This window comes from Yokenella regensburgei (assembly GCF_051486985.1).
Classification (GTDB): Bacteria; Pseudomonadota; Gammaproteobacteria; order Enterobacterales; family Enterobacteriaceae; genus CBFFRJ01.
The window spans coordinates 203,589-220,366 of sequence record NZ_JAHVDV010000001.1 but is presented as its reverse complement, the minus strand read 5'-3'; the positions used below and the strand labels follow the sequence as shown (position 1 = coordinate 220,366).

At 51.6% G+C, this 16,778-nt stretch carries 18 protein-coding genes and 2 tRNA genes; 8 read left to right on the top strand and 12 right to left on the bottom strand.

The genetic code is table 11. The annotated features are described in order from the left end of the window. Positions 1–30: 30 nt before the first annotated feature. On the bottom strand, positions 31–675 hold the full coding sequence (locus KXR87_RS01155; RefSeq protein WP_437430431.1) for a riboflavin synthase subunit alpha: 645 nt from the start codon (positions 673–675) through the stop codon (positions 31–33). Positions 676–901: 226 nt separating this feature from the next. On the opposite strand from KXR87_RS01155, the gene mdtK reads away from it, so the two are divergent. The 7 genes from mdtK to KXR87_RS01120 all read left to right on the top strand — a co-directional run bounded on the left by mdtK (position 902) and on the right by KXR87_RS01120 (position 6,161). Continuing rightward, a complete protein-coding gene (gene mdtK, locus KXR87_RS01150; protein ID WP_437430430.1) occupies positions 902–2,275 on the top strand; it encodes an MdtK family multidrug efflux MATE transporter in 1,374 nt (457 codons plus the stop codon). A 151-nt stretch (positions 2,276–2,426) separates the two neighbouring features. After that, positions 2,427–2,503: transfer RNA gene (locus KXR87_RS01145), tRNA-Val, on the top strand. A gap of 9 nt (positions 2,504–2,512) precedes the next feature. After that, positions 2,513–2,589: transfer RNA gene (locus KXR87_RS01140), tRNA-Val, on the top strand. 324 nt (positions 2,590–2,913) lie between these two features. After that, on the top strand, positions 2,914–3,705 hold the full coding sequence (locus tag KXR87_RS01135; RefSeq protein ID WP_437430429.1) for an inositol monophosphatase family protein: 792 nt from the start codon (positions 2,914–2,916) through the stop codon (positions 3,703–3,705). Positions 3,706–3,960: 255 nt separating this feature from the next. Beyond that, a complete protein-coding gene (gene ynhH / locus KXR87_RS01130) occupies positions 3,961–4,197 on the top strand; it encodes a protein YnhH (protein ID WP_437430428.1) in 237 nt (78 codons plus the stop codon). Positions 4,198–4,204: 7 nt separating this feature from the next. Further along, positions 4,205–5,617: a pyruvate kinase PykF gene (gene pykF / locus KXR87_RS01125; RefSeq protein ID WP_437430427.1), complete on the top strand. Its 1,413-nt coding sequence runs from the start codon at positions 4,205–4,207 to the stop codon at positions 5,615–5,617. A 307-nt stretch (positions 5,618–5,924) separates the two neighbouring features. Next, the gene (locus KXR87_RS01120) at positions 5,925–6,161 is read left to right on the top strand and encodes a major outer membrane lipoprotein (protein ID WP_437430426.1); all 237 of its coding nucleotides are present in this window, start codon (positions 5,925–5,927) and stop codon (positions 6,159–6,161) included. 66 nt (positions 6,162–6,227) lie between these two features. Here KXR87_RS01120 and ldtE read toward each other — a convergent pair whose 3' ends face one another. The 10 genes from ldtE to zinT all read right to left on the bottom strand — a co-directional run bounded on the left by ldtE (position 6,228) and on the right by zinT (position 15,019). Further along, on the bottom strand, positions 6,228–7,241 hold the full coding sequence (gene ldtE, locus KXR87_RS01115; RefSeq protein ID WP_437430425.1) for a L,D-transpeptidase LdtE: 1,014 nt from the start codon (positions 7,239–7,241) through the stop codon (positions 6,228–6,230). Positions 7,242–7,338: 97 nt separating this feature from the next. After that, the gene (gene sufE / locus KXR87_RS01110) at positions 7,339–7,755 is read right to left on the bottom strand and encodes a cysteine desulfuration protein SufE (RefSeq protein ID WP_437430424.1); all 417 of its coding nucleotides are present in this window, start codon (positions 7,753–7,755) and stop codon (positions 7,339–7,341) included. Between the two features lie 11 nt (positions 7,756–7,766). Beyond that, positions 7,767–8,987: a cysteine desulfurase SufS gene (sufS, locus tag KXR87_RS01105; protein WP_437430423.1), complete on the bottom strand. Its 1,221-nt coding sequence runs from the start codon at positions 8,985–8,987 to the stop codon at positions 7,767–7,769. Further along, on the bottom strand, positions 8,984–10,255 hold the full coding sequence (gene sufD, locus KXR87_RS01100; RefSeq protein WP_437430422.1) for a Fe-S cluster assembly protein SufD: 1,272 nt from the start codon (positions 10,253–10,255) through the stop codon (positions 8,984–8,986). The genes sufS and sufD overlap by 4 nt, the downstream gene beginning before the upstream one ends. Then, a complete protein-coding gene (gene sufC / locus KXR87_RS01095; RefSeq protein ID WP_437430421.1) occupies positions 10,230–10,976 on the bottom strand; it encodes a Fe-S cluster assembly ATPase SufC in 747 nt (248 codons plus the stop codon). Before sufC ends, sufD begins: the two co-directional genes overlap by 26 nt. Before the next feature lie 16 nt (positions 10,977–10,992). Continuing rightward, positions 10,993–12,477: a Fe-S cluster assembly protein SufB gene (sufB, locus tag KXR87_RS01090; protein WP_437430420.1), complete on the bottom strand. Its 1,485-nt coding sequence runs from the start codon at positions 12,475–12,477 to the stop codon at positions 10,993–10,995. A gap of 8 nt (positions 12,478–12,485) precedes the next feature. Continuing rightward, a complete protein-coding gene (gene sufA / locus KXR87_RS01085; RefSeq protein WP_437430419.1) occupies positions 12,486–12,854 on the bottom strand; it encodes a Fe-S cluster assembly scaffold SufA in 369 nt (122 codons plus the stop codon). Positions 12,855–13,241: 387 nt separating this feature from the next. Continuing rightward, positions 13,242–13,487, bottom strand: coding sequence for a DUF1272 domain-containing protein (locus KXR87_RS01080; RefSeq protein WP_437430418.1), 246 nt, complete (start codon positions 13,485–13,487; stop codon positions 13,242–13,244). A 130-nt stretch (positions 13,488–13,617) separates the two neighbouring features. Beyond that, positions 13,618–14,256, bottom strand: a complete 639-nt coding sequence (leuE, locus tag KXR87_RS01075; protein WP_437430417.1) for a leucine efflux protein LeuE — start codon at positions 14,254–14,256, stop codon at positions 13,618–13,620. A 112-nt stretch (positions 14,257–14,368) separates the two neighbouring features. Continuing rightward, positions 14,369–15,019, bottom strand: coding sequence for a metal-binding protein ZinT (gene zinT / locus KXR87_RS01070; RefSeq protein WP_437430416.1), 651 nt, complete (start codon positions 15,017–15,019; stop codon positions 14,369–14,371). Between the two features lie 177 nt (positions 15,020–15,196). Between zinT and KXR87_RS01065 the strand changes: the two genes are divergently transcribed. Further along, positions 15,197–15,406, top strand: a complete 210-nt coding sequence (locus KXR87_RS01065; protein ID WP_437430415.1) for a hypothetical protein — start codon at positions 15,197–15,199, stop codon at positions 15,404–15,406. Positions 15,407–15,581: 175 nt separating this feature from the next. Here the strand turns inward: KXR87_RS01065 and lpxP are convergent, their stop codons facing one another. Next, entirely contained in the window at positions 15,582–16,499 is a 918-nt protein-coding gene (lpxP, locus tag KXR87_RS01060) for a kdo(2)-lipid IV(A) palmitoleoyltransferase (protein ID WP_437430414.1), read from the bottom strand. Positions 16,500–16,778 lie beyond the last annotated feature (279 nt).

Here is a 16,778-nt window from a genome sequence, read left to right as displayed (position 1 = left end):
AACCCCGAATTTTCGGGGTTTATTATTTTTTCACTCTTCGGTAGTCATGGCCCGAACCGCCGCCGCTTCTTTAGCAGCCAATACACGTTCAACCGTATCCACCACCGCTTGCGTCTGCGGGTCGATCTCAATATTTACCCGATGCCCTAACTTCTTGGCCCCCAGGGTAGTGCGTTGCAGCGTCTCGGGGATCAGGTAGACACAAAACCGTGTTGCGGTCACCTCTCCCACCGTCAGGCTGATACCGTCAATACCGATAAACCCTTTATAAAGGATGTACTTCATCAAGGTAGGATCCTGGACTTTGAACCAGATCTGACGATTATTTTCTGAGGTGAGAATTTTGGAGATTTCAGCGGTCGTCATAATATGACCCGACATCAGGTGTCCACCGATTTCATCACTGAATTTCGCGGCGCGCTCTACATTCACTACGTCACCCACCGCCAGTTCGCCCAGGTTAGTAATACGTAGCGTCTCTTTCATTAAATCGAAACTAATATGGCTACCATTAATATCCGTCACGGTCAGGCAACAGCCATTGTTAGCAATTGACGCCCCCGTCTCAATTCCTTCCAGCATATGCTCAGGTAATTCGACAACGTGCGTGCGAAAATTCGGTTTATCATCGACAGACACCAGTTTTGCCGTGCCCTGTACAATACCAGTAAACATGCCACCACTCCTGTATTTCATATTCACGGCCTTAGCCGTTGCTCGATGCACAATAACAGGTGAAAATTCATGTTGCCAGTCCCGGCACCTCGCCAACTGTTTTTTCACTAGATAATTAGCCAATCCCCGCTACAATAGTCTGGCTAATTCCCCTGCTCCTCCTCTTGCTGCCAGTTAAGGCGGCGTTTTTTATCTCTCCAATAACAACAATATATAGGTGTTCGCAGTGCAGAAGTACTTCACAGAAGCGCGCCAGTTATTAGCACTGGCTATCCCGGTGATGATTGCGCAAATCGCCCAAACCGCGATGGGATTCGTCGATACCGTAATGGCTGGTGGCTACAGCGCCACCGATATGGCCGCCGTCGCTATCGGGACCTCCATCTGGCTTCCGGCAATTCTCTTTGGTCATGGCCTTTTACTGGCGCTCACTCCGGTGATTGCGCAACTGAACGGCTCCGGACGACGCGAGCGTATCGCTCATCAGGTGCGACAGGGTTTCTGGCTCGCCGGACTGGTGTCGGTGCTGATCATGATAGTGCTATGGAACGCCGGGCATATCATTCACGCCATGCATAACATCGATCCTCTGCTTGCGGAGAAAGCGGTTGGTTATCTTCGCGCGTTGCTCTGGGGTACACCAGGCTATCTCTTTTTCCAGGTTGCCCGTAACCAGTGTGAAGGGCTCGCAAAAACCAAACCGGGTATGGTGATTGGTTTTCTCGGCCTGCTGGTTAACATTCCTGTTAATTATGTATTTATCTATGGGCACTTCGGCATGCCTGAACTGGGGGGCGTCGGGTGCGGTGTGGCAACGGCAGCAGTGTACTGGGTGATGTTCGCTTGTATGCTCTCGTATGTTAAGCGCGCCGGATCAATGCGGGACATTCGTAATGAAGCGTCTTTCGGCAAGCCTGACCTCACTGTATTAACCCGCCTGGTGCAACTGGGGCTGCCTATTGCACTGGCACTGTTTTTTGAAGTCACCTTGTTTGCGGTGGTGGCACTTCTGGTATCCCCGCTTGGCATCGTTGACGTGGCAGGGCATCAGATTGCCCTTAATTTCAGTTCCTTGATGTTTGTTCTGCCGTTATCACTTGCCGCCTCGGTGACTATCCGGGTGGGGTATCGCCTTGGCCAGGGTTCAACGCTTGATGCGCAAACAGCGGCCCGAACTGGCCTTGGTGTCGGGGTTTGTCTTGCGGTCATCACAGCCATCTTTACCGTGTCGCTGCGAGAACATATCGCCCTGCTCTATAACGATAACCCTGCGGTGATTACGCTTGCCTCGCAACTGATGATGCTGGCGGCCATTTATCAGATCTCTGATTCTATTCAGGTGATAGGTAGCGGCATTTTACGTGGCTATAAAGATACCCGTTCCATCTTTTTTATTACGTTTATCGCCTATTGGGTGTTGGGATTACCCTCTGGCTACGTACTGGCGTTAACTGATCTGGTCGTCCACCGCATGGGACCTGCGGGTTTCTGGATGGGCTTCATCATTGGGCTGACCTCTGCGGCCATTATGATGATGCTTCGAATGCGCTTCCTGCAACGTCAGCCATCGGCGACGATATTACAACGCGCTGCACGCTAAACCCTTTGTGGCCGCCCGGTGGCGGCTACTTTCTCTCCACTTTGCGCAGTTGTTCCGCAATCGCGTGAAATCAGGAAGAAAATTGCCATTTTCTGCTTGCCACATCTGCGCCCTGCCGCTAATATTCGTCCCCGTTGTCAGGCACAACAATGCGTTCATAGCTCAGTTGGTTAGAGCACCACCTTGACATGGTGGGGGTCGTTGGTTCGAGTCCAATTGAACGCACCATTCCTCAGTGCGTCCGTAGCTCAGTTGGTTAGAGCACCACCTTGACATGGTGGGGGTCGGTGGTTCGAGTCCACTCGGACGCACCATTTCATGTAGTACTCTTAGTTATTTTCTGAAAATTCCGGCGAATGCCCACCCTCTTCTTTTATTAATCAGAAAGCCTTACACGCTTGATGCCCGTATTCCTTATCCAGGCCGCTACTCCCCTCTACTGCCCGTTTACGCTCAGCCGCTTAAGTACACCCAACCATGTTATCGAACGTGTGCACCAGCGCGCCCTTTTGCGCACCGCCCACTCTGTTTGTCGGCGAATGAAACGCGCCGGGGTTGAACACGTGCAGGGAAAAATGCAATATCGAGCATGATCGAGCACATTCACGCTCACCGGTACATTCAATAAGGATATGTTTATGACCCTGCCTCTGCCTACAGTGAGCTTTCTGCATGAACTTGCTGATGCCGCTGACAAACAAACCCTGCCACGTTTTCGCTCGCAAATGAATCTGCACGTCGGCAGCAAACCGAAGGAAGGTTACCGTTTCGACCCGGTAACCGATGCCGATCGTGAAGCCGAACGGGCAATGCGCGACATCATTACCCGATGCTACCCGGAACATTCCATTATGGGAGAAGAGTTCGGTACAACGGGCACCGGCCCGCTGCAATGGGTGCTCGATCCAGTGGACGGCACGCGGCCATTTCTCTGTGGGCTGCCGGTCTGGGGAACCTTGATTGGTCTGACCGTTGAGGGACACGGCACGCTCGGTATGATGGGGCAACCTTTTACCGGTGAGCGGTTCTGGGCAGATGGTAAAACGTCATGGCGCAACGGACCGCAGGGACTTGCGCAACTGCATTCCCGAAAGGAGATCCCGCTTCATCAGGCCATTTTACACACGACTTCCCCGGAACCCATCAGTAAAACGCCCGACGTCAACTTTGCTGAACTCGACGAGCGAGCCCTGATGACGCGCTATGGTGGCGAATGTTACGCCATGGCCATGCTGGCTGCAGGGCAGATAGACCTGTGTCTGGAGTACTCCCTGCAACCTTACGATATTGTGGCGTTGATCCCCGTTATCGAGCAGGCAGGCGGCATCGTCACCACATTAAGCGGTGGCCGTCCTGAGCTGGGTGGAACTATTCTTGCCTCTGGTTGCCCCCGTCTGCATGAGGAAGCTCTGCGCATCCTCAACAGCTAAATCGGTTAAGCGCATTAGGTTTTTTTTGTAAGCCCTGAGGACGGTTTTGCCAGCACAATCGGTTAAAACCGTTATTTATACCAGGCTTATGTCGATGAAGGCCCTGTTTCACAGGCAGAAGCCAGGGAATCCCGTCAATCCCCTGAATTTAAATTTGTGCTAACTTAACACGTTGATAACACATCGTTGTGAAACTGCACAGAAGCGTTTTGAAACAGCGTTTTCATTTTCCTTTTACCTCTTTTTCGTCGTATAATGGGGCCCTATTCACTCTTGAATGGTTTCAGCTCATTGAACTGTAAATATCTCTCATCACATCGCTGTCTATCCGGTTGGGCTGAAACAGACGCACACTTTATTACTCTGCACGCTTTTTTGATGTCACCTATTCTTAACCAGTGGCATCGCAATTTTCGCACTACAGGCTTTACTCCGGCGCGTAACGCTCACCGGAACATAATTTCTAAATCCCTCTCTCAACTTAAAGATTAAAACTGTCATGAAAAAGACCAAAATTGTTTGCACCATCGGTCCGAAAACCGAATCCGAAGAGATGTTGACCAAAATGCTGGACGCTGGCATGAACGTAATGCGTCTGAACTTCTCTCACGGCGACTATGCTGAACACGGTCAGCGCATCCAGAACCTGCGCAACGTGATGAGCAAAACCGGTAAAAAAGCGGCGATTCTGCTGGACACTAAAGGTCCGGAAATCCGCACCATCAAGCTGGAAGGCGGTAATGACGTCGCGCTGAAAGCAGGCCAGACCTTCACCTTCACCACCGATAAAACCGTTGTGGGTAACAACGAAACCGTAGCCGTGACTTATGCAGGCTTCACTGAAGATCTGCAGGTTGGCAACACGGTTCTGGTCGACGATGGTCTGATCGGCATGGAAGTGACCGCCATCGAAGGTAACAAGGTTATCTGTAAGGTCCTGAACAACGGCGATCTGGGCGAAAACAAAGGTGTTAACCTGCCAGGCGTTTCTATTGCGCTGCCGGCGCTGGCTGAAAAAGATAAGCAAGACCTTATCTTCGGTTGCGAGCAAGGCGTGGATTTCGTTGCAGCATCCTTCATCCGTAAACGTTCTGACGTAGAAGAAATTCGTCAGCATCTTAAAGCGCATGGCGGTGAAAACATTCAGATCATCTCCAAAATTGAAAACCAGGAAGGCCTCAACAACTTTGACGATATCCTCGAAGCGTCTGATGGCATCATGGTTGCGCGTGGTGACCTGGGCGTTGAAATCCCGGTTGAGGAAGTCATTTTCGCGCAGAAAATGATGATCGAAAAATGCATCCGCGCGCGCAAAGTGGTTATCACCGCCACGCAGATGCTTGACTCAATGATCAAAAACCCGCGCCCTACCCGCGCAGAAGCCGGTGACGTTGCCAACGCCATCCTGGACGGCACCGATGCCGTTATGCTCTCCGGGGAATCCGCGAAAGGTAAATATCCGCTGGAAGCCGTCTCCATTATGGCAACCATCTGCGAACGTACTGACCGCGTGATGACCAGCCGTCTGGACTTCAACAATGACAGCCGCAAACTTCGCATCACTGAAGCCGTGTGCCGTGGCGCAGTTGAAACCGCTGAAAAACTGGATGCTCCGCTGATCGTTGTTGCGACCCAGGGTGGTAAATCAGCCCGTGCGGTACGTAAATACTTCCCGGATGCTACCATTCTGGCCCTGACCACTAACGAGACCACCGCTCGCCAGCTTGTGCTAAGCAAAGGCGTGGTAGCGCAGCTGGTGGAAGAAATCGCCTCTACGGATGACTTCTATCGTCTGGGCAAAGAGCTGGCCGTACAGAGCGGTCTGGCGCAGAAAGGAGACGTGGTGGTGATGGTTTCCGGCGCACTGGTTTCCAGCGGCACCACCAATACCGCATCCGTCCACGTTCTGTAATAATTCCTGGACGATTTTCCGTGATTAAAAAAGCGCCTGAGGGCGCTTTTTTTATTTTCGTGCCTCGGGTATGAATAAATTGCAAATCGGATTTCACTATTTAAACCAGGTATTATCTAAGATGAATCCGATGGAAGCTTGCTGTTTTATCACACTTTTTTTAACGTTTTATTCAAAGTAGGTGGTTCTTTGAGCGAACGATCAAAATTAAGTGGATTCCCATCAAAAAAATATTCTCAACATAAAAAACTTTGTGTAATACTTGTAACGCTACATGGAGATTAACTCAATCTAGAGGGTATTTATAATGAATCGTACTAAACTGGTACTGGGCGCGGTAATCCTGGCTTCTACTCTGCTGGCTGGTTGCTCCAGCAATGCAAAAATCGATCAGCTGTCTTCTGACGTTCAGACTCTGAACGCTAAAGTTGACCAGCTGAGCAACGACGTGAACGCAATCCGTTCCGACGTTCAGGCTGCTAAAGACGACGCAGCACGCGCTAACCAGCGTTTGGACAACCAGGCTACTAAATACCGTAAGTAATAGTACCTGTGTTGAAATGGCGCACTTTGTGCGCCATTTTTTTTATCTCTCTTCTGCCTTTTCAACTCATTGCGTAGCCATTGCACCCTCATCTTCATCACTGACCGCTTTTGTCGCGCTGTTCTGTACAGAGACAACACCCTGGCTAACAACCTGTTCATTTTTAGTAACCGGAATAGCGACCGGGTAACCCGCACGGCGATTAAGCGCCTTCTCAATTGATGCTCTGTCTGCCCCTCCCTGTTCAATAGCCCCACTAAGCGTGGCAGAGAACGCGATAGGCAGCGTCTGCGGATCCTCTTCCAGCGTCTGCGACAGTGGCCGGTGAACTTCAATGTAGTGACGACCGTCCGGCTCCACGGCATATTTCACCGGCTCATTGACGATAGCGACACGCGTGCCCGTTGAAACCTGCGAAAACAGGGTTTCGATGTCTGCCGCATTCATTCGCATACAACCCGAGCTTGCGCGCAGCCCAATGCTGTCCGGCGCATTGGTGCCATGAATCAGGTACTCACCATTTCCGATACCCAGGCGCAACGCAAAGCGTCCCAGCGGGTTGTTTGGCCCGGCTGGCACAACCGGTGGCAGCGTGATGCCGTTGGCCAGTGAACGCGCCCGGATTCCGGCCGTTGGGGTCCAGGTAGGATTCGGGATCTTCTGGCTCACACGCGTGATGCTGACGGGGGTTTCAAGCCCCTGCTGCCCGATGCCCAACGGGAAGACCTGTACAATGTTCTTACCCGGTGGATAGTAATAGAGCCGCAGTTCAGCAAGGTTTACGACTATCCCGTCCCGCGGTGTATCCGGCAGGAGCATCTGCGAAGGTATAGTCACCACCGTACCCGGCCCCGGAACCGGCGCAATAGTGTTATTGGCGGCCAGTATCAGCATCGCCCCGGTATCAAAGCGACGAGCGATAGCCTGAAGATTTTTATCTCCTGCCTGCACGGTGTAGGTCTGGTTTTGCCCGATGAGTCGACTGCCTTCAGGAGGAAGGGGATAATCTACGGCCCAGGCGTTCTGAATGGCGCTGTACGCGCCGATAAGACTTATTATGAGTAGAGACGCGCGTTTCATGCTAATACTCCTGTATTCACGGCAGAGGCCGAATGCTGAAAAACCAGCGAGGCAGTTAAACCACCTCGCGTCACAGGATGAAAGCTGTCTTTGAAGTTTAGCTAATGTTGGCCGCTTTGTTGCGTATCGCGCGAATCATTGCTTCAAGCCCTTGCGAACGCGAAGGCGTGAGGTGTTGAGTCAGGGACATTTGTTCAAACCAGGGACGCACATCAAAGGCCTGAATATCCTGCGGCGTCATCTGTTGATAAAGAATGAACACGACCGCTATCAGCCCTTTTACAATGGCCGCGTCGCTGTCTCCGGCCAGTTCAATGACACCATTCTCATTACGGTGCATCACAATCCACACCTGGCTTTGACAACCCTGAATAATGTTTTCCGGGTTATGTGCGCTTTCTTCCAGGGGGGCTAATCGTTGGCCCAGTTCAATAATATAAAGATACTTCTCTTCCCAGTTGGCGCAACGCCCAAAATTTCGCAGGAGCTTTTCTCTGTCCGGTAATACAGCCATTTTCGCCTCTCTTAGCCCAGCAACTGATGAATACGTTTCAGGCCAGCCACCAGACGATCCACCTCTTCTTCCGTGTTGTACATCACAAGCGATGCGCGGCACATCGCCGGTACGTTGTAAAAGTCCATCAACGGCATCGCACAATGGTGTCCTGTACGCACGGCAACACCATAATTATCCAGGAAACTCCCGACATCATAAGCGTGGTGTTTGCCAAGATTGAACGCAATTACCCCCAGCCGGTGCGCGGGACCGTACACCTTAAGGTCTGGTACCTCCTGGAGTGCCTTTAACGCATAATCCATCAGCGATTGCTCGTAACGGGCGATATTCTCCAGACCCAGTGCGCTGACATACTCAATAGCGGCACCCAGTCCAATAATCCCGGCGGTATTGGGGGTTCCGGCTTCAAAACGCCACGGCGCTTTAGCGTAGGTCGTCCCTTTGGTAAGGCTGACGGTTGCGATCATCGCCCCGCCACCTTCCCACGGTGGCATAGCCTGCAGGATAGCGTCCTTAACATACAAAACGCCAATGCCGGTAGGCCCGTACAGTTTATGCCCGGAGAAGACGTAAAAGTCGCAATCCAGGGCCTGAACATCAATCTGGTGATGCATTACCGCCTGGGCGCCATCCACCAGCACTTTCGCGCCATACTCATGGGCAAGGGCAGTCATTTCAGCAACCGGGTTCTCCGTGCCAAGCACGTTTGAAACCTGCGTGATTGCCAGCAGCCGGGTACGCTCATCAAAGAGACCTCGCAGAGTATCCAGTTGCAGCGTGCCGTCCTGGTTAAGGGGGATGACGCGCAGTTGTGCGCCCACGCGCTCACACAACATCTGCCACGGCACAATATTCGCGTGATGCTCCATGGCGCTGATGATGATGTTATCGCCGGCCCCGACCTGGCTCTCACCCCAGCTATTGGCTACCAGGTTTATCCCTTCGGTAGTACCACGGACAAACACCAGCTCTTCCGGCAACCGCGCATTGACGAAGGCCGCAATCTGTTCACGCACCTTTTCCATACGCTGGGTGGCTTCAGCGCTGAGCGTATGGATGCCCCGGTGAACAGCAGCATAGCCCTGGCGGTAAAACTCCGCTTCGGCATCAATGACCTGCGCAGGTTTTTGCGCACTTGCGGCGCTGTCAAGGTACGCCAGCGGCACGCCATTAACCTCACGCGTCAGAACTGGAAAGTCGGCGCGTACGCTGTCAACGGAAATACTCATGCTATGCCTCCCGCAAGGCGTTGCCCGATACGGGCCAGCACCTGCTGCCTGAGCACCTCATCGCTGACGGCTTCGGTAAGCTCAGCGGCAAAGGCGTAAATAATCATCTGTTGAGCGGCCTGCGCATCAATACCGCGTGAGCGCAGATAGAACATCTGCTCATCATCAATGCGGCCGATGGTCGCCCCGTGACTGCATTTCACATCATCCGCATAAATTTCAAGCTGCGGCTTGGTATCGACTTCTGAAAGACGGCCCAGCAGCAGATTGTTGTTGGTCATCTGCCCGTCAGTTTTCAGCGCATGCTGCGCTACGTTAATGAGACCATTAAAGACCGCACGGCCCTTATCATTCACGATAGTTTTGTGAAGCTGGCGACTGTTGCAATACCCCTTGTTATGCTCAAGCCAGGTGCGGGTATCGCATACTTCGGATTTGACGGGCATTGCCAGACTGTTCATGCGCAGCGTGGTGTTTTCGCCATTGAGCTGAGTGCTGGTGTTGTGACGCAGCACCGCACTGCCCAGCAGAAAACTGTGGCTGTCCGCTGATGCATCCTCTGCCAGACGAATGTCGTTATGGGCAAAGTGGTAGCTTTGCGGGTTCTCAAACGCCATTTTAAAATGGTGCAACTGCGCGTTCGCCGCCACGTCCATCGTAAAGCGGGCTCCGGTAAAGTGGCGCTGAGGGTTAAGACTGACGTAATGTTCGTACACGGTCGCCTCTGCCCCTTCCGCCAGCGAAATGTGGTGACGGTAGTGCGCAGTGTTCATCTCTTCGCCATCCACCCCTTGCGTTATATGCATCAGCAATAAGGTTTTAGCCGGACGCTGGTTGCGCGCTACCCGGATATGGGTCACCGTCTGCGCCAGACTCTCTGTCAGGTGCAGGAAAACATCCGGCTGAACGGGTGCAGCAAGCGGCTGACGGTCCTCGTTAATGGCTATCTCAAAGCCTGAGCCAGAAGTGTCATCGCTCAGCTCAGCATTGAAATAACCATCAACAAAGACCAGCCGCAACGCCTCCACTGGCAGAGCCAGCGCGGAGCATTCAGCCTCCGTCAGCGATCCGCTGCGGCTCACAAAGGCGTGATTGAGTAGCCCGTCGAGTGGGGTATATTTCCAGTTTTCATGCTTGCGGGTCGGCAAGCCCAGGCGCAAGAGCTGTTGAAAATGCTGCGAAGCCTCTTCAGACCGCGCGCCACCCTGCGCTTCAAAGAGGTGGTGCCACTGTTGCAGTGCGTTACTGCTGTTCGGTAAGCCAGCCATACCCCTGCTCCTCCAGTTGCTTAACCAGCGTGAAATCACCGGATTTGACGATACGGCCCTGATACAACACGTGCACGAAGTCTGGCTTGATGTAGTCCAGAATACGCTGATAGTGGGTGACAATGATAAATGAGCGCTGCGCATCGCGAAGCGAGTTCACCCCATCAGCCACGATTTTCAACGCATCAATGTCCAGACCCGAGTCAGTTTCATCAAGGATGCACAGATTCGGCTCCAGCACCGCCATCTGCAGGATGTCGTTACGCTTTTTCTCGCCGCCCGAAAAACCCACGTTGACCGAGCGGGTCAGCAAATCTTCCGGCATTTTAAGCAGCTTGATTTTCTCTTCCATCAAATCCTGGAAGTCGAACCGATCCAGTTCATCCTGATTACGGTATTTGCGCACGGCATTAAGCGCGGTTTGCAGGAAAAACTGATTACTGACACCAGGGATCTCCACCGGGTACTGGAAGGCCATGAATACCCCTTCACCGGCTCTCTCTTCAGGGGAGAGCGCCAGTAAATCTTTACCGTGGTACTCCACGCTTCCGCCGGTGACTTCGTAATCTTCACGACCGGCAAGCGTGGCCGACAGCGTACTTTTACCAGAGCCATTTGGCCCCATGATGGCGTGCACTTCCCCCGGGCGAACCTCCAGGCTCAGGCCCCGCAGAATCTCTTTATCTTCAACGCTAACCTGCAGGTCTTTAATACTTAACATGTTTGTTCCTTAATCCTTAACCGACGCTGTGTTCAAGGCTGATAGCCAGCAGTTTTTGCGCTTCAACGGCAAACTCCAGTGGCAGCTCGGAGAATACGTCCTTACAGAAGCCATTGACGATCATCGAAATGGCGTCGTCCTCACTGATGCCACGCTGCAGGCAGTAGAACAGCTGGTCTTCCCCAATACGTGATGTGGTTGCTTCGTGCTCCAGTTGGGCCGTATTGTTCCGACACTCAACGTAGGGGAAGGTATGTGCGCCACAATCCGGGCCTATCAGCATTGAGTCACACTGGGTAAAGTTACGGGCATTGGTGGCACCAGGCATGATTTTCACCAGGCCACGGTAGCTGTTCTGGCTCTTACCGGCAGAGATCCCCTTGGAGATGATGGTCGATTTGGTATTTTTACCAATGTGGATCATTTTGGTCCCGGTATCCGCCTGCTGGTGACCACTGGTCAGCGCAACCGAGAAAAATTCACCGATGGAGTTATCGCCCCGAAGGATACAGCTGGGGTACTTCCACGTGATAGCCGAGCCGGTTTCCGACTGAGTCCACGACATTTTGCTGTTTTCACCTTCGCAAAGCGCACGCTTGGTAACGAAGTTCAGAATGCCGCCGGTGTTGTTATCACCCGGGAACCAGTTTTGCACGGTTGAATATTTCACCTCCGCGTCGCGATGGATGATCACTTCCACCACCGCCGCATGGAGCTGATAACTGTCTCGTACGGGCGCAGAACAGCCTTCGATATAGCTTACGTAGCTGCCTTCATCGGCCACCAGTATGGTGCGCTCAAACTGCCCGGTTTTTTCCGCATTGATGCGAAAATAGGTGGACAGTTCCATCGGGCACCGTACTCCCTTGGGTATGTAAATAAATGTGCCATCAGACGCCACGGCAGCGTTCAGGGCGGCGAAGAAGTTGTCGTTTGAGGGAACAACCGTACCCAGATATTTCTTCACCAGTTCCGGATGATCGTGGATGGCTTCGCCGAACGAGCAGAAAATAATCCCCTGCTCAGACAGTTTTTCCCGGTATGTTGTCGCCACAGAAACCGAGTCAAAAATAGCGTCAACCGCCACTTCTCTCCCTTCACGTACCGGCACGCCGAGCTGATTAAAGGCCTCTTCCACCTCTTCTGTAAGCCAGGCATTGGCATTGGTTTGCTGCACAGCGCCAGGCTGCGAGGCGCAGGAATCATCGCAACTGCCGCAGGAGGGTGCGGAGTAGTAACTGTAATCCTGATAGTCCAGCTTGTCGTAGTGGGCTTTAAGCCAGTGCGGTTCGTCCATTTCAAGCCAGGCGCGGAAGGCGTTAAGGCGGAACTCCAGCATCCATTCAGGTTCATTACGTTTAGCTGATATGGCGCGCACAACCTCTTCGTTAATGCCTTTCGCCAGTTCATCAGTGTTCAGCCGGGTGAAAAAACCCTCTTTATAGTTGAGGTTCCCGGTCCAGGTTTTGACATCGTCAGTTGCTTCAGTATTACGAGACATAGTACCGCCTATACCCCAAAGCTTTCGCCGCAGCCACATTCGTTCTGCGCTTTAGGGTTATTGAATTTGAACAGCTGGTTTAACCCTTCCCGCACGTAATCCACTTCGGTGCCGTCGATAAACGGCATAGCCTGAAGCGGCACATAGAGCCGGGCGCCCTCATTTTCAAAGAGCAGATCATCTTTTGCAGGTTCACTGACCGTATCCAGCACGTAACCAAAGCCTGCACAACCGGTTTGCTTGATACCCAGTCTTACGCCAAGCAGTTCGGGCTGCTTTTGCATCAGTGCGCGAATATGTTCAGCCGCCGCTGGCGTCATGGTGAGGCCACGCCAGCTAAAGTCGGCCGGATTAAAAGTTTCTGATTGCGTTACCATGGGACTACCTCATGTCATAAAGCCTGAAAGGCATAACACTATGTTAGTGATAATGATTCTCACTTCAACCTCTATTCCGAAGGGTTATTCATGCTTTGCCCGTAATTTAAACCTCTGTATTAAGCATAGACCCTCCGGTGAGGCTTAACAGACATGTGAAGAATTGTTTAACAGACTGATAATTAATAGCTAATCATTAATGGGGCGGGCAAAAAGCAAAAACAAGTGAAGATGTATAGGCAATACCTATTTTTAGAATAGGCAGATAAAAATAGCGGGTGGGAAGAGCGTCAGCGCAGATAAAGGAGAACTGGATCACACTCTGAGAGTGTGTGGAGCGCGCCGGAACCCCTTCTGGACGAAGGGGATAAGCGTAACGCAGCGTATTTAGTGGGATTTCTTGCAGCCAAGCGGCTTAAAAATTCGCGTCGTTGAGGCGGGGTTATGCACTAACTTTTCAATAGCACGTCGCGGACGACTGACTAACTCACCGCCACAATTTGGGCACTGCATCCCGAGTCCTGAGGCACATTCGCGGCAAAATGTGCATTCAAATGAGCAGATGACGGCATCTTCACAGTCGCCCGGTAAATCGGTATCGCAGCATTCACATCCCGGTCTTAATTCGAGCATCGTCTGCACCTCAAGGTTGGTATGAGAAGGGGCAGCAAAAGAAATAGCAGATTTATTCCCATGCGAGAAGCGAAATCCGACCTGCCCCAACGCTGAGTTGCGCCAGAGAATTTTCTCCTCTCCCCCGTGGTCAGGATTGCAGCGTTGCCAGACGGGCAGCGAAGCCGACAAACAATAAACCAATGAGCGAATTGCCCAGTTTTGCCAGACGCTTTTTCGTCTTCACCAGTTGGGTAACGTAGGAGCCTGATACGATCAAAAAGCTGAAATAACAGATGCTAATCATCTCAAGCGTTACGCCGAGAATAAAAAAGGACATCCCGGGGTTTACGTAATGAATATCAATGAACTGTACAAAAAAAGAGACGTAAAACAGGATGGCTTTCGGGTTTGTGAGACTCAGAATCAGAGAGCGTCTGAAGATGTCTCCCTTCTGGATCTCGTGCTCCTCGCCGGCTGCGGCCCGACGAAACAGCGTACTGTAGAGCATTTTCAGCCCGAGCCAGAGCAGATAGATAGCGCCAAGATAGCGGACAATATTAAACAGTACCGGCGTTGTCTTAATCAGCGTAGCGACTCCGGCATAAGCGAGAAACATCAAAATAGCGTCGCCAAGAAAAACCCCTGTCGCCGCAACATAGCCATGTTTAAGCCCACCCGCGATGCTGGTTTTAAGCACAAAAAAGGTATTAGGGCCGGGCACCAGAATAATAAAGATGGCGCCAATGAAATAGGACCAGAAGCTAATCACACCATATTCGGCAAACACTTTTCCTCCTTGAACAACCTTCAGGGTTTTAACGGCGCGCCTATGCTACATAAAGCCAGAGCAATAAAAAAGCCCGCCGCAGCGAGCTTTATGGACAATGACCATCGGGAGATTAGTGATGGAGCATCTCGTCTACGACATCCTCTTTTTTTAACTGGTAAGGGTAGTACGTTGGCCAGTTGTCCATCTCTTCAAGCAGTGCAGCCTGAGAGGTGCTACCCATGAAAATATGGTAGTGGGCCGATTTACGTGGCGCGATGGTGTGATCGCTGAACTGCACGAATTTTGGTGCTTTACTGTTTGCATCCTTACATTCGAACAGGTAACGAACCCCCTTCTTACCGGAGGTATAGGTCAAAATTTTATAACCGGCATAATCGTACTTACAGCTGCTGACGTTCTCGCCAACATGGAATTCCATTATCCCATTCTCAATGCCAATGGTATCCACCTCAGTGGCATACCCTTTGCGATAGTAGGCTTTGATTGCATCAAAGGATTTACTTTTGTCTTTCTCCGCTTTCTTTTTAAAGACCGGATCGAGGTCGCCGCTTACCAGATACGGATAGACGGACTGCCATACACCGTCCCAGTCGGACAGTTTGCGATCCTTCACATCCGCATTATCAAACTCCCCTTCTGAGGCTTTCAGCTCTTTCTCAGTTAGCGGCACACCATGCGAATGATGTCCGTGAGAAAGTGCCTGACCACTTACCAGAAGTGCACTCAATGCGATGGCTAATTTTCCGAAATGACGTACCAAGATAAAACCCTCTTCCCGAGAAATGAGAGCAGAATGTTATATTATAACATTTCAATGATCAATATCTTGTTACAAGGCATTTATATGAGTGATGTCTGACTGGCAAGAGAAGTGATTCATGCTATAACCAGATGGTCATGTTTTAACCAACGCAGCCATTCCCAAGAGGCCTATTACATGTCTATTGCAAAAGCCCATAGCTTAAATCAGGCGTATCAACTGCTAAATTCTGGTAAGCAAAGAGAAGTAGAACTGGCATTTGATGTTGATGCGGATACCTTTTTTCAGCTTTCCGCTGAATATTGCGAGCAGGGTGCGAAAATCACCCGCCACGACAACCATTTCGTTATCCGGCGTAAAGGGCTGGCGATCCCCGCGCTCGACTAGTAGCAGCGGCCAGGGGCCGATGTATTCAGACTGGCGGTTGTACGCAGGTTAGCGATAATGCGCTGCCAGGTCTGAGGGAAACCTGACCGGCGCTGCTGGCAGCGCATTACGCAGTGGAGCGATGAAGTGGTTTCCTGGCCTGTCCAGTCCGCCTCTGCGGACTGGATGGCGTCATTCAGAGGTACAAAGACACTTCACCCAGGGGACGGGTTTTGAAGCGGCGATGGATCCAGAGGTACTGTTCAGGGGCTCGCAGAATTTCTCGTTCAATGATCTTATTTATGTACCGGGCGGCTTCGTGCTCATCCCGTGCGGGATAGTCGGTCAGGGCTCTGCCGATATGCAACTGGTAGCCGGAGCGATCGGCCTTACGAATCATCGTCACGGTCAACATGCTCGCACCTGAGAGGCGCGACAGGACATAGGTACCGTTAGTGGTGGCGGCGTCAGGTACGGAAAAGAACGGTGCAAATGTACTGCCCTTACGACCATAGTCCTGATCCGGCGCAAACCAGACGGCTTCCCCTTTTTTCAGTTCATTCACCAGGCCCTTAAGATTACGGCGGTCAATCATCGACTTGTTCGAGCGCATACGCCCCCGGGTCTGAACCCACTCCATCAGAGGATTGTTGTGTGGTCGGTAGGTCGCCATCATAGGCTGGCAGAGCCCCATCACCCGTCCGCCCAGCTCAAGAGACATGAAGTGCACGCCAACGACCATGACCCCTTTATGGCTCGCCTGCGCCTGCACCAGATTCTGATAGCCCTCAACATCAAACCAGCGACGCACACGGCTGTCGGGCCAGAACCAGGCCATACCCGTTTCAAATAACCCCATGCCCAGCGACATGAAGTTTTTTTCAATCATCGCTTCCCGTATTTCCGGTGTCATATCCGGGAAACATAACTCGAGGTTACGGCGGGCAATACGCTCACGGCGTTTCAGAAAGCGGCGGGAAAATTTACCGATGGTTTCTCCCAGACGGGATAAAACCGGATAAGGCAGTTGCACGAGCAACCAGAGCAGACCTAACCCGGCCCAGGTTACCCAATGACGCGGGTGCAAGAACGCCAGTTTGAATGAACTACGCATAATATTTACCTTAATACATGAGGATGTAGCGCTTAAGGAAAAAAAATGAATCACTTCATCCAGTCTTTATGCGTTACAGCATTTGGCTTTTTCTGACACCGAGATGGTGAGTTAAACCGCACACACTATACCATGAGGGTCGAGGAAAAGATGTAAAGAATGATGAATAAAATATGAACATTTACGTCAAATCAGGAATACCTGTAACGCAGTAATGTAATAGATTCATTTAAAAAATTATTAACACACGTTTATCAAAATGAATATATGTGAATTCTC

Coding starts and splice junctions, on each gene's coding strand:
- ldtE (WP_437430425.1), bottom strand. CDS start 7,241: ATGAAACGCGCGTCTCTACTCATAATAAGTCTTATCGGCGCGTACAGC.
- ynhH (WP_437430428.1), top strand. CDS start 3,961: ATGGGGCCCTATTCACTCTTGAATGGTTTCAGCTCATTGAACTGTAAA.
- sufC (WP_437430421.1), bottom strand. CDS start 10,976: ATGTTAAGTATTAAAGACCTGCAGGTTAGCGTTGAAGATAAAGAGATT.
- sufE (WP_437430424.1), bottom strand. CDS start 7,755: ATGGCTGTATTACCGGACAGAGAAAAGCTCCTGCGAAATTTTGGGCGT.
- sufS (WP_437430423.1), bottom strand. CDS start 8,987: ATGAGTATTTCCGTTGACAGCGTACGCGCCGACTTTCCAGTTCTGACG.
- sufA (WP_437430419.1), bottom strand. CDS start 12,854: ATGGTAACGCAATCAGAAACTTTTAATCCGGCCGACTTTAGCTGGCGT.
- sufD (WP_437430422.1), bottom strand. CDS start 10,255: ATGGCTGGCTTACCGAACAGCAGTAACGCACTGCAACAGTGGCACCAC.
- sufB (WP_437430420.1), bottom strand. CDS start 12,477: ATGTCTCGTAATACTGAAGCAACTGACGATGTCAAAACCTGGACCGGG.
- lpxP (WP_437430414.1), bottom strand. CDS start 16,499: ATGCGTAGTTCATTCAAACTGGCGTTCTTGCACCCGCGTCATTGGGTA.
- KXR87_RS01135 (WP_437430429.1), top strand. CDS start 2,914: ATGACCCTGCCTCTGCCTACAGTGAGCTTTCTGCATGAACTTGCTGAT.
- KXR87_RS01080 (WP_437430418.1), bottom strand. CDS start 13,487: ATGCTCGAATTAAGACCGGGATGTGAATGCTGCGATACCGATTTACCG.
- KXR87_RS01120 (WP_437430426.1), top strand. CDS start 5,925: ATGAATCGTACTAAACTGGTACTGGGCGCGGTAATCCTGGCTTCTACT.
- KXR87_RS01065 (WP_437430415.1), top strand. CDS start 15,197: ATGTCTATTGCAAAAGCCCATAGCTTAAATCAGGCGTATCAACTGCTA.
- pykF (WP_437430427.1), top strand. CDS start 4,205: ATGAAAAAGACCAAAATTGTTTGCACCATCGGTCCGAAAACCGAATCC.
- KXR87_RS01155 (WP_437430431.1), bottom strand. CDS start 675: ATGTTTACTGGTATTGTACAGGGCACGGCAAAACTGGTGTCTGTCGAT.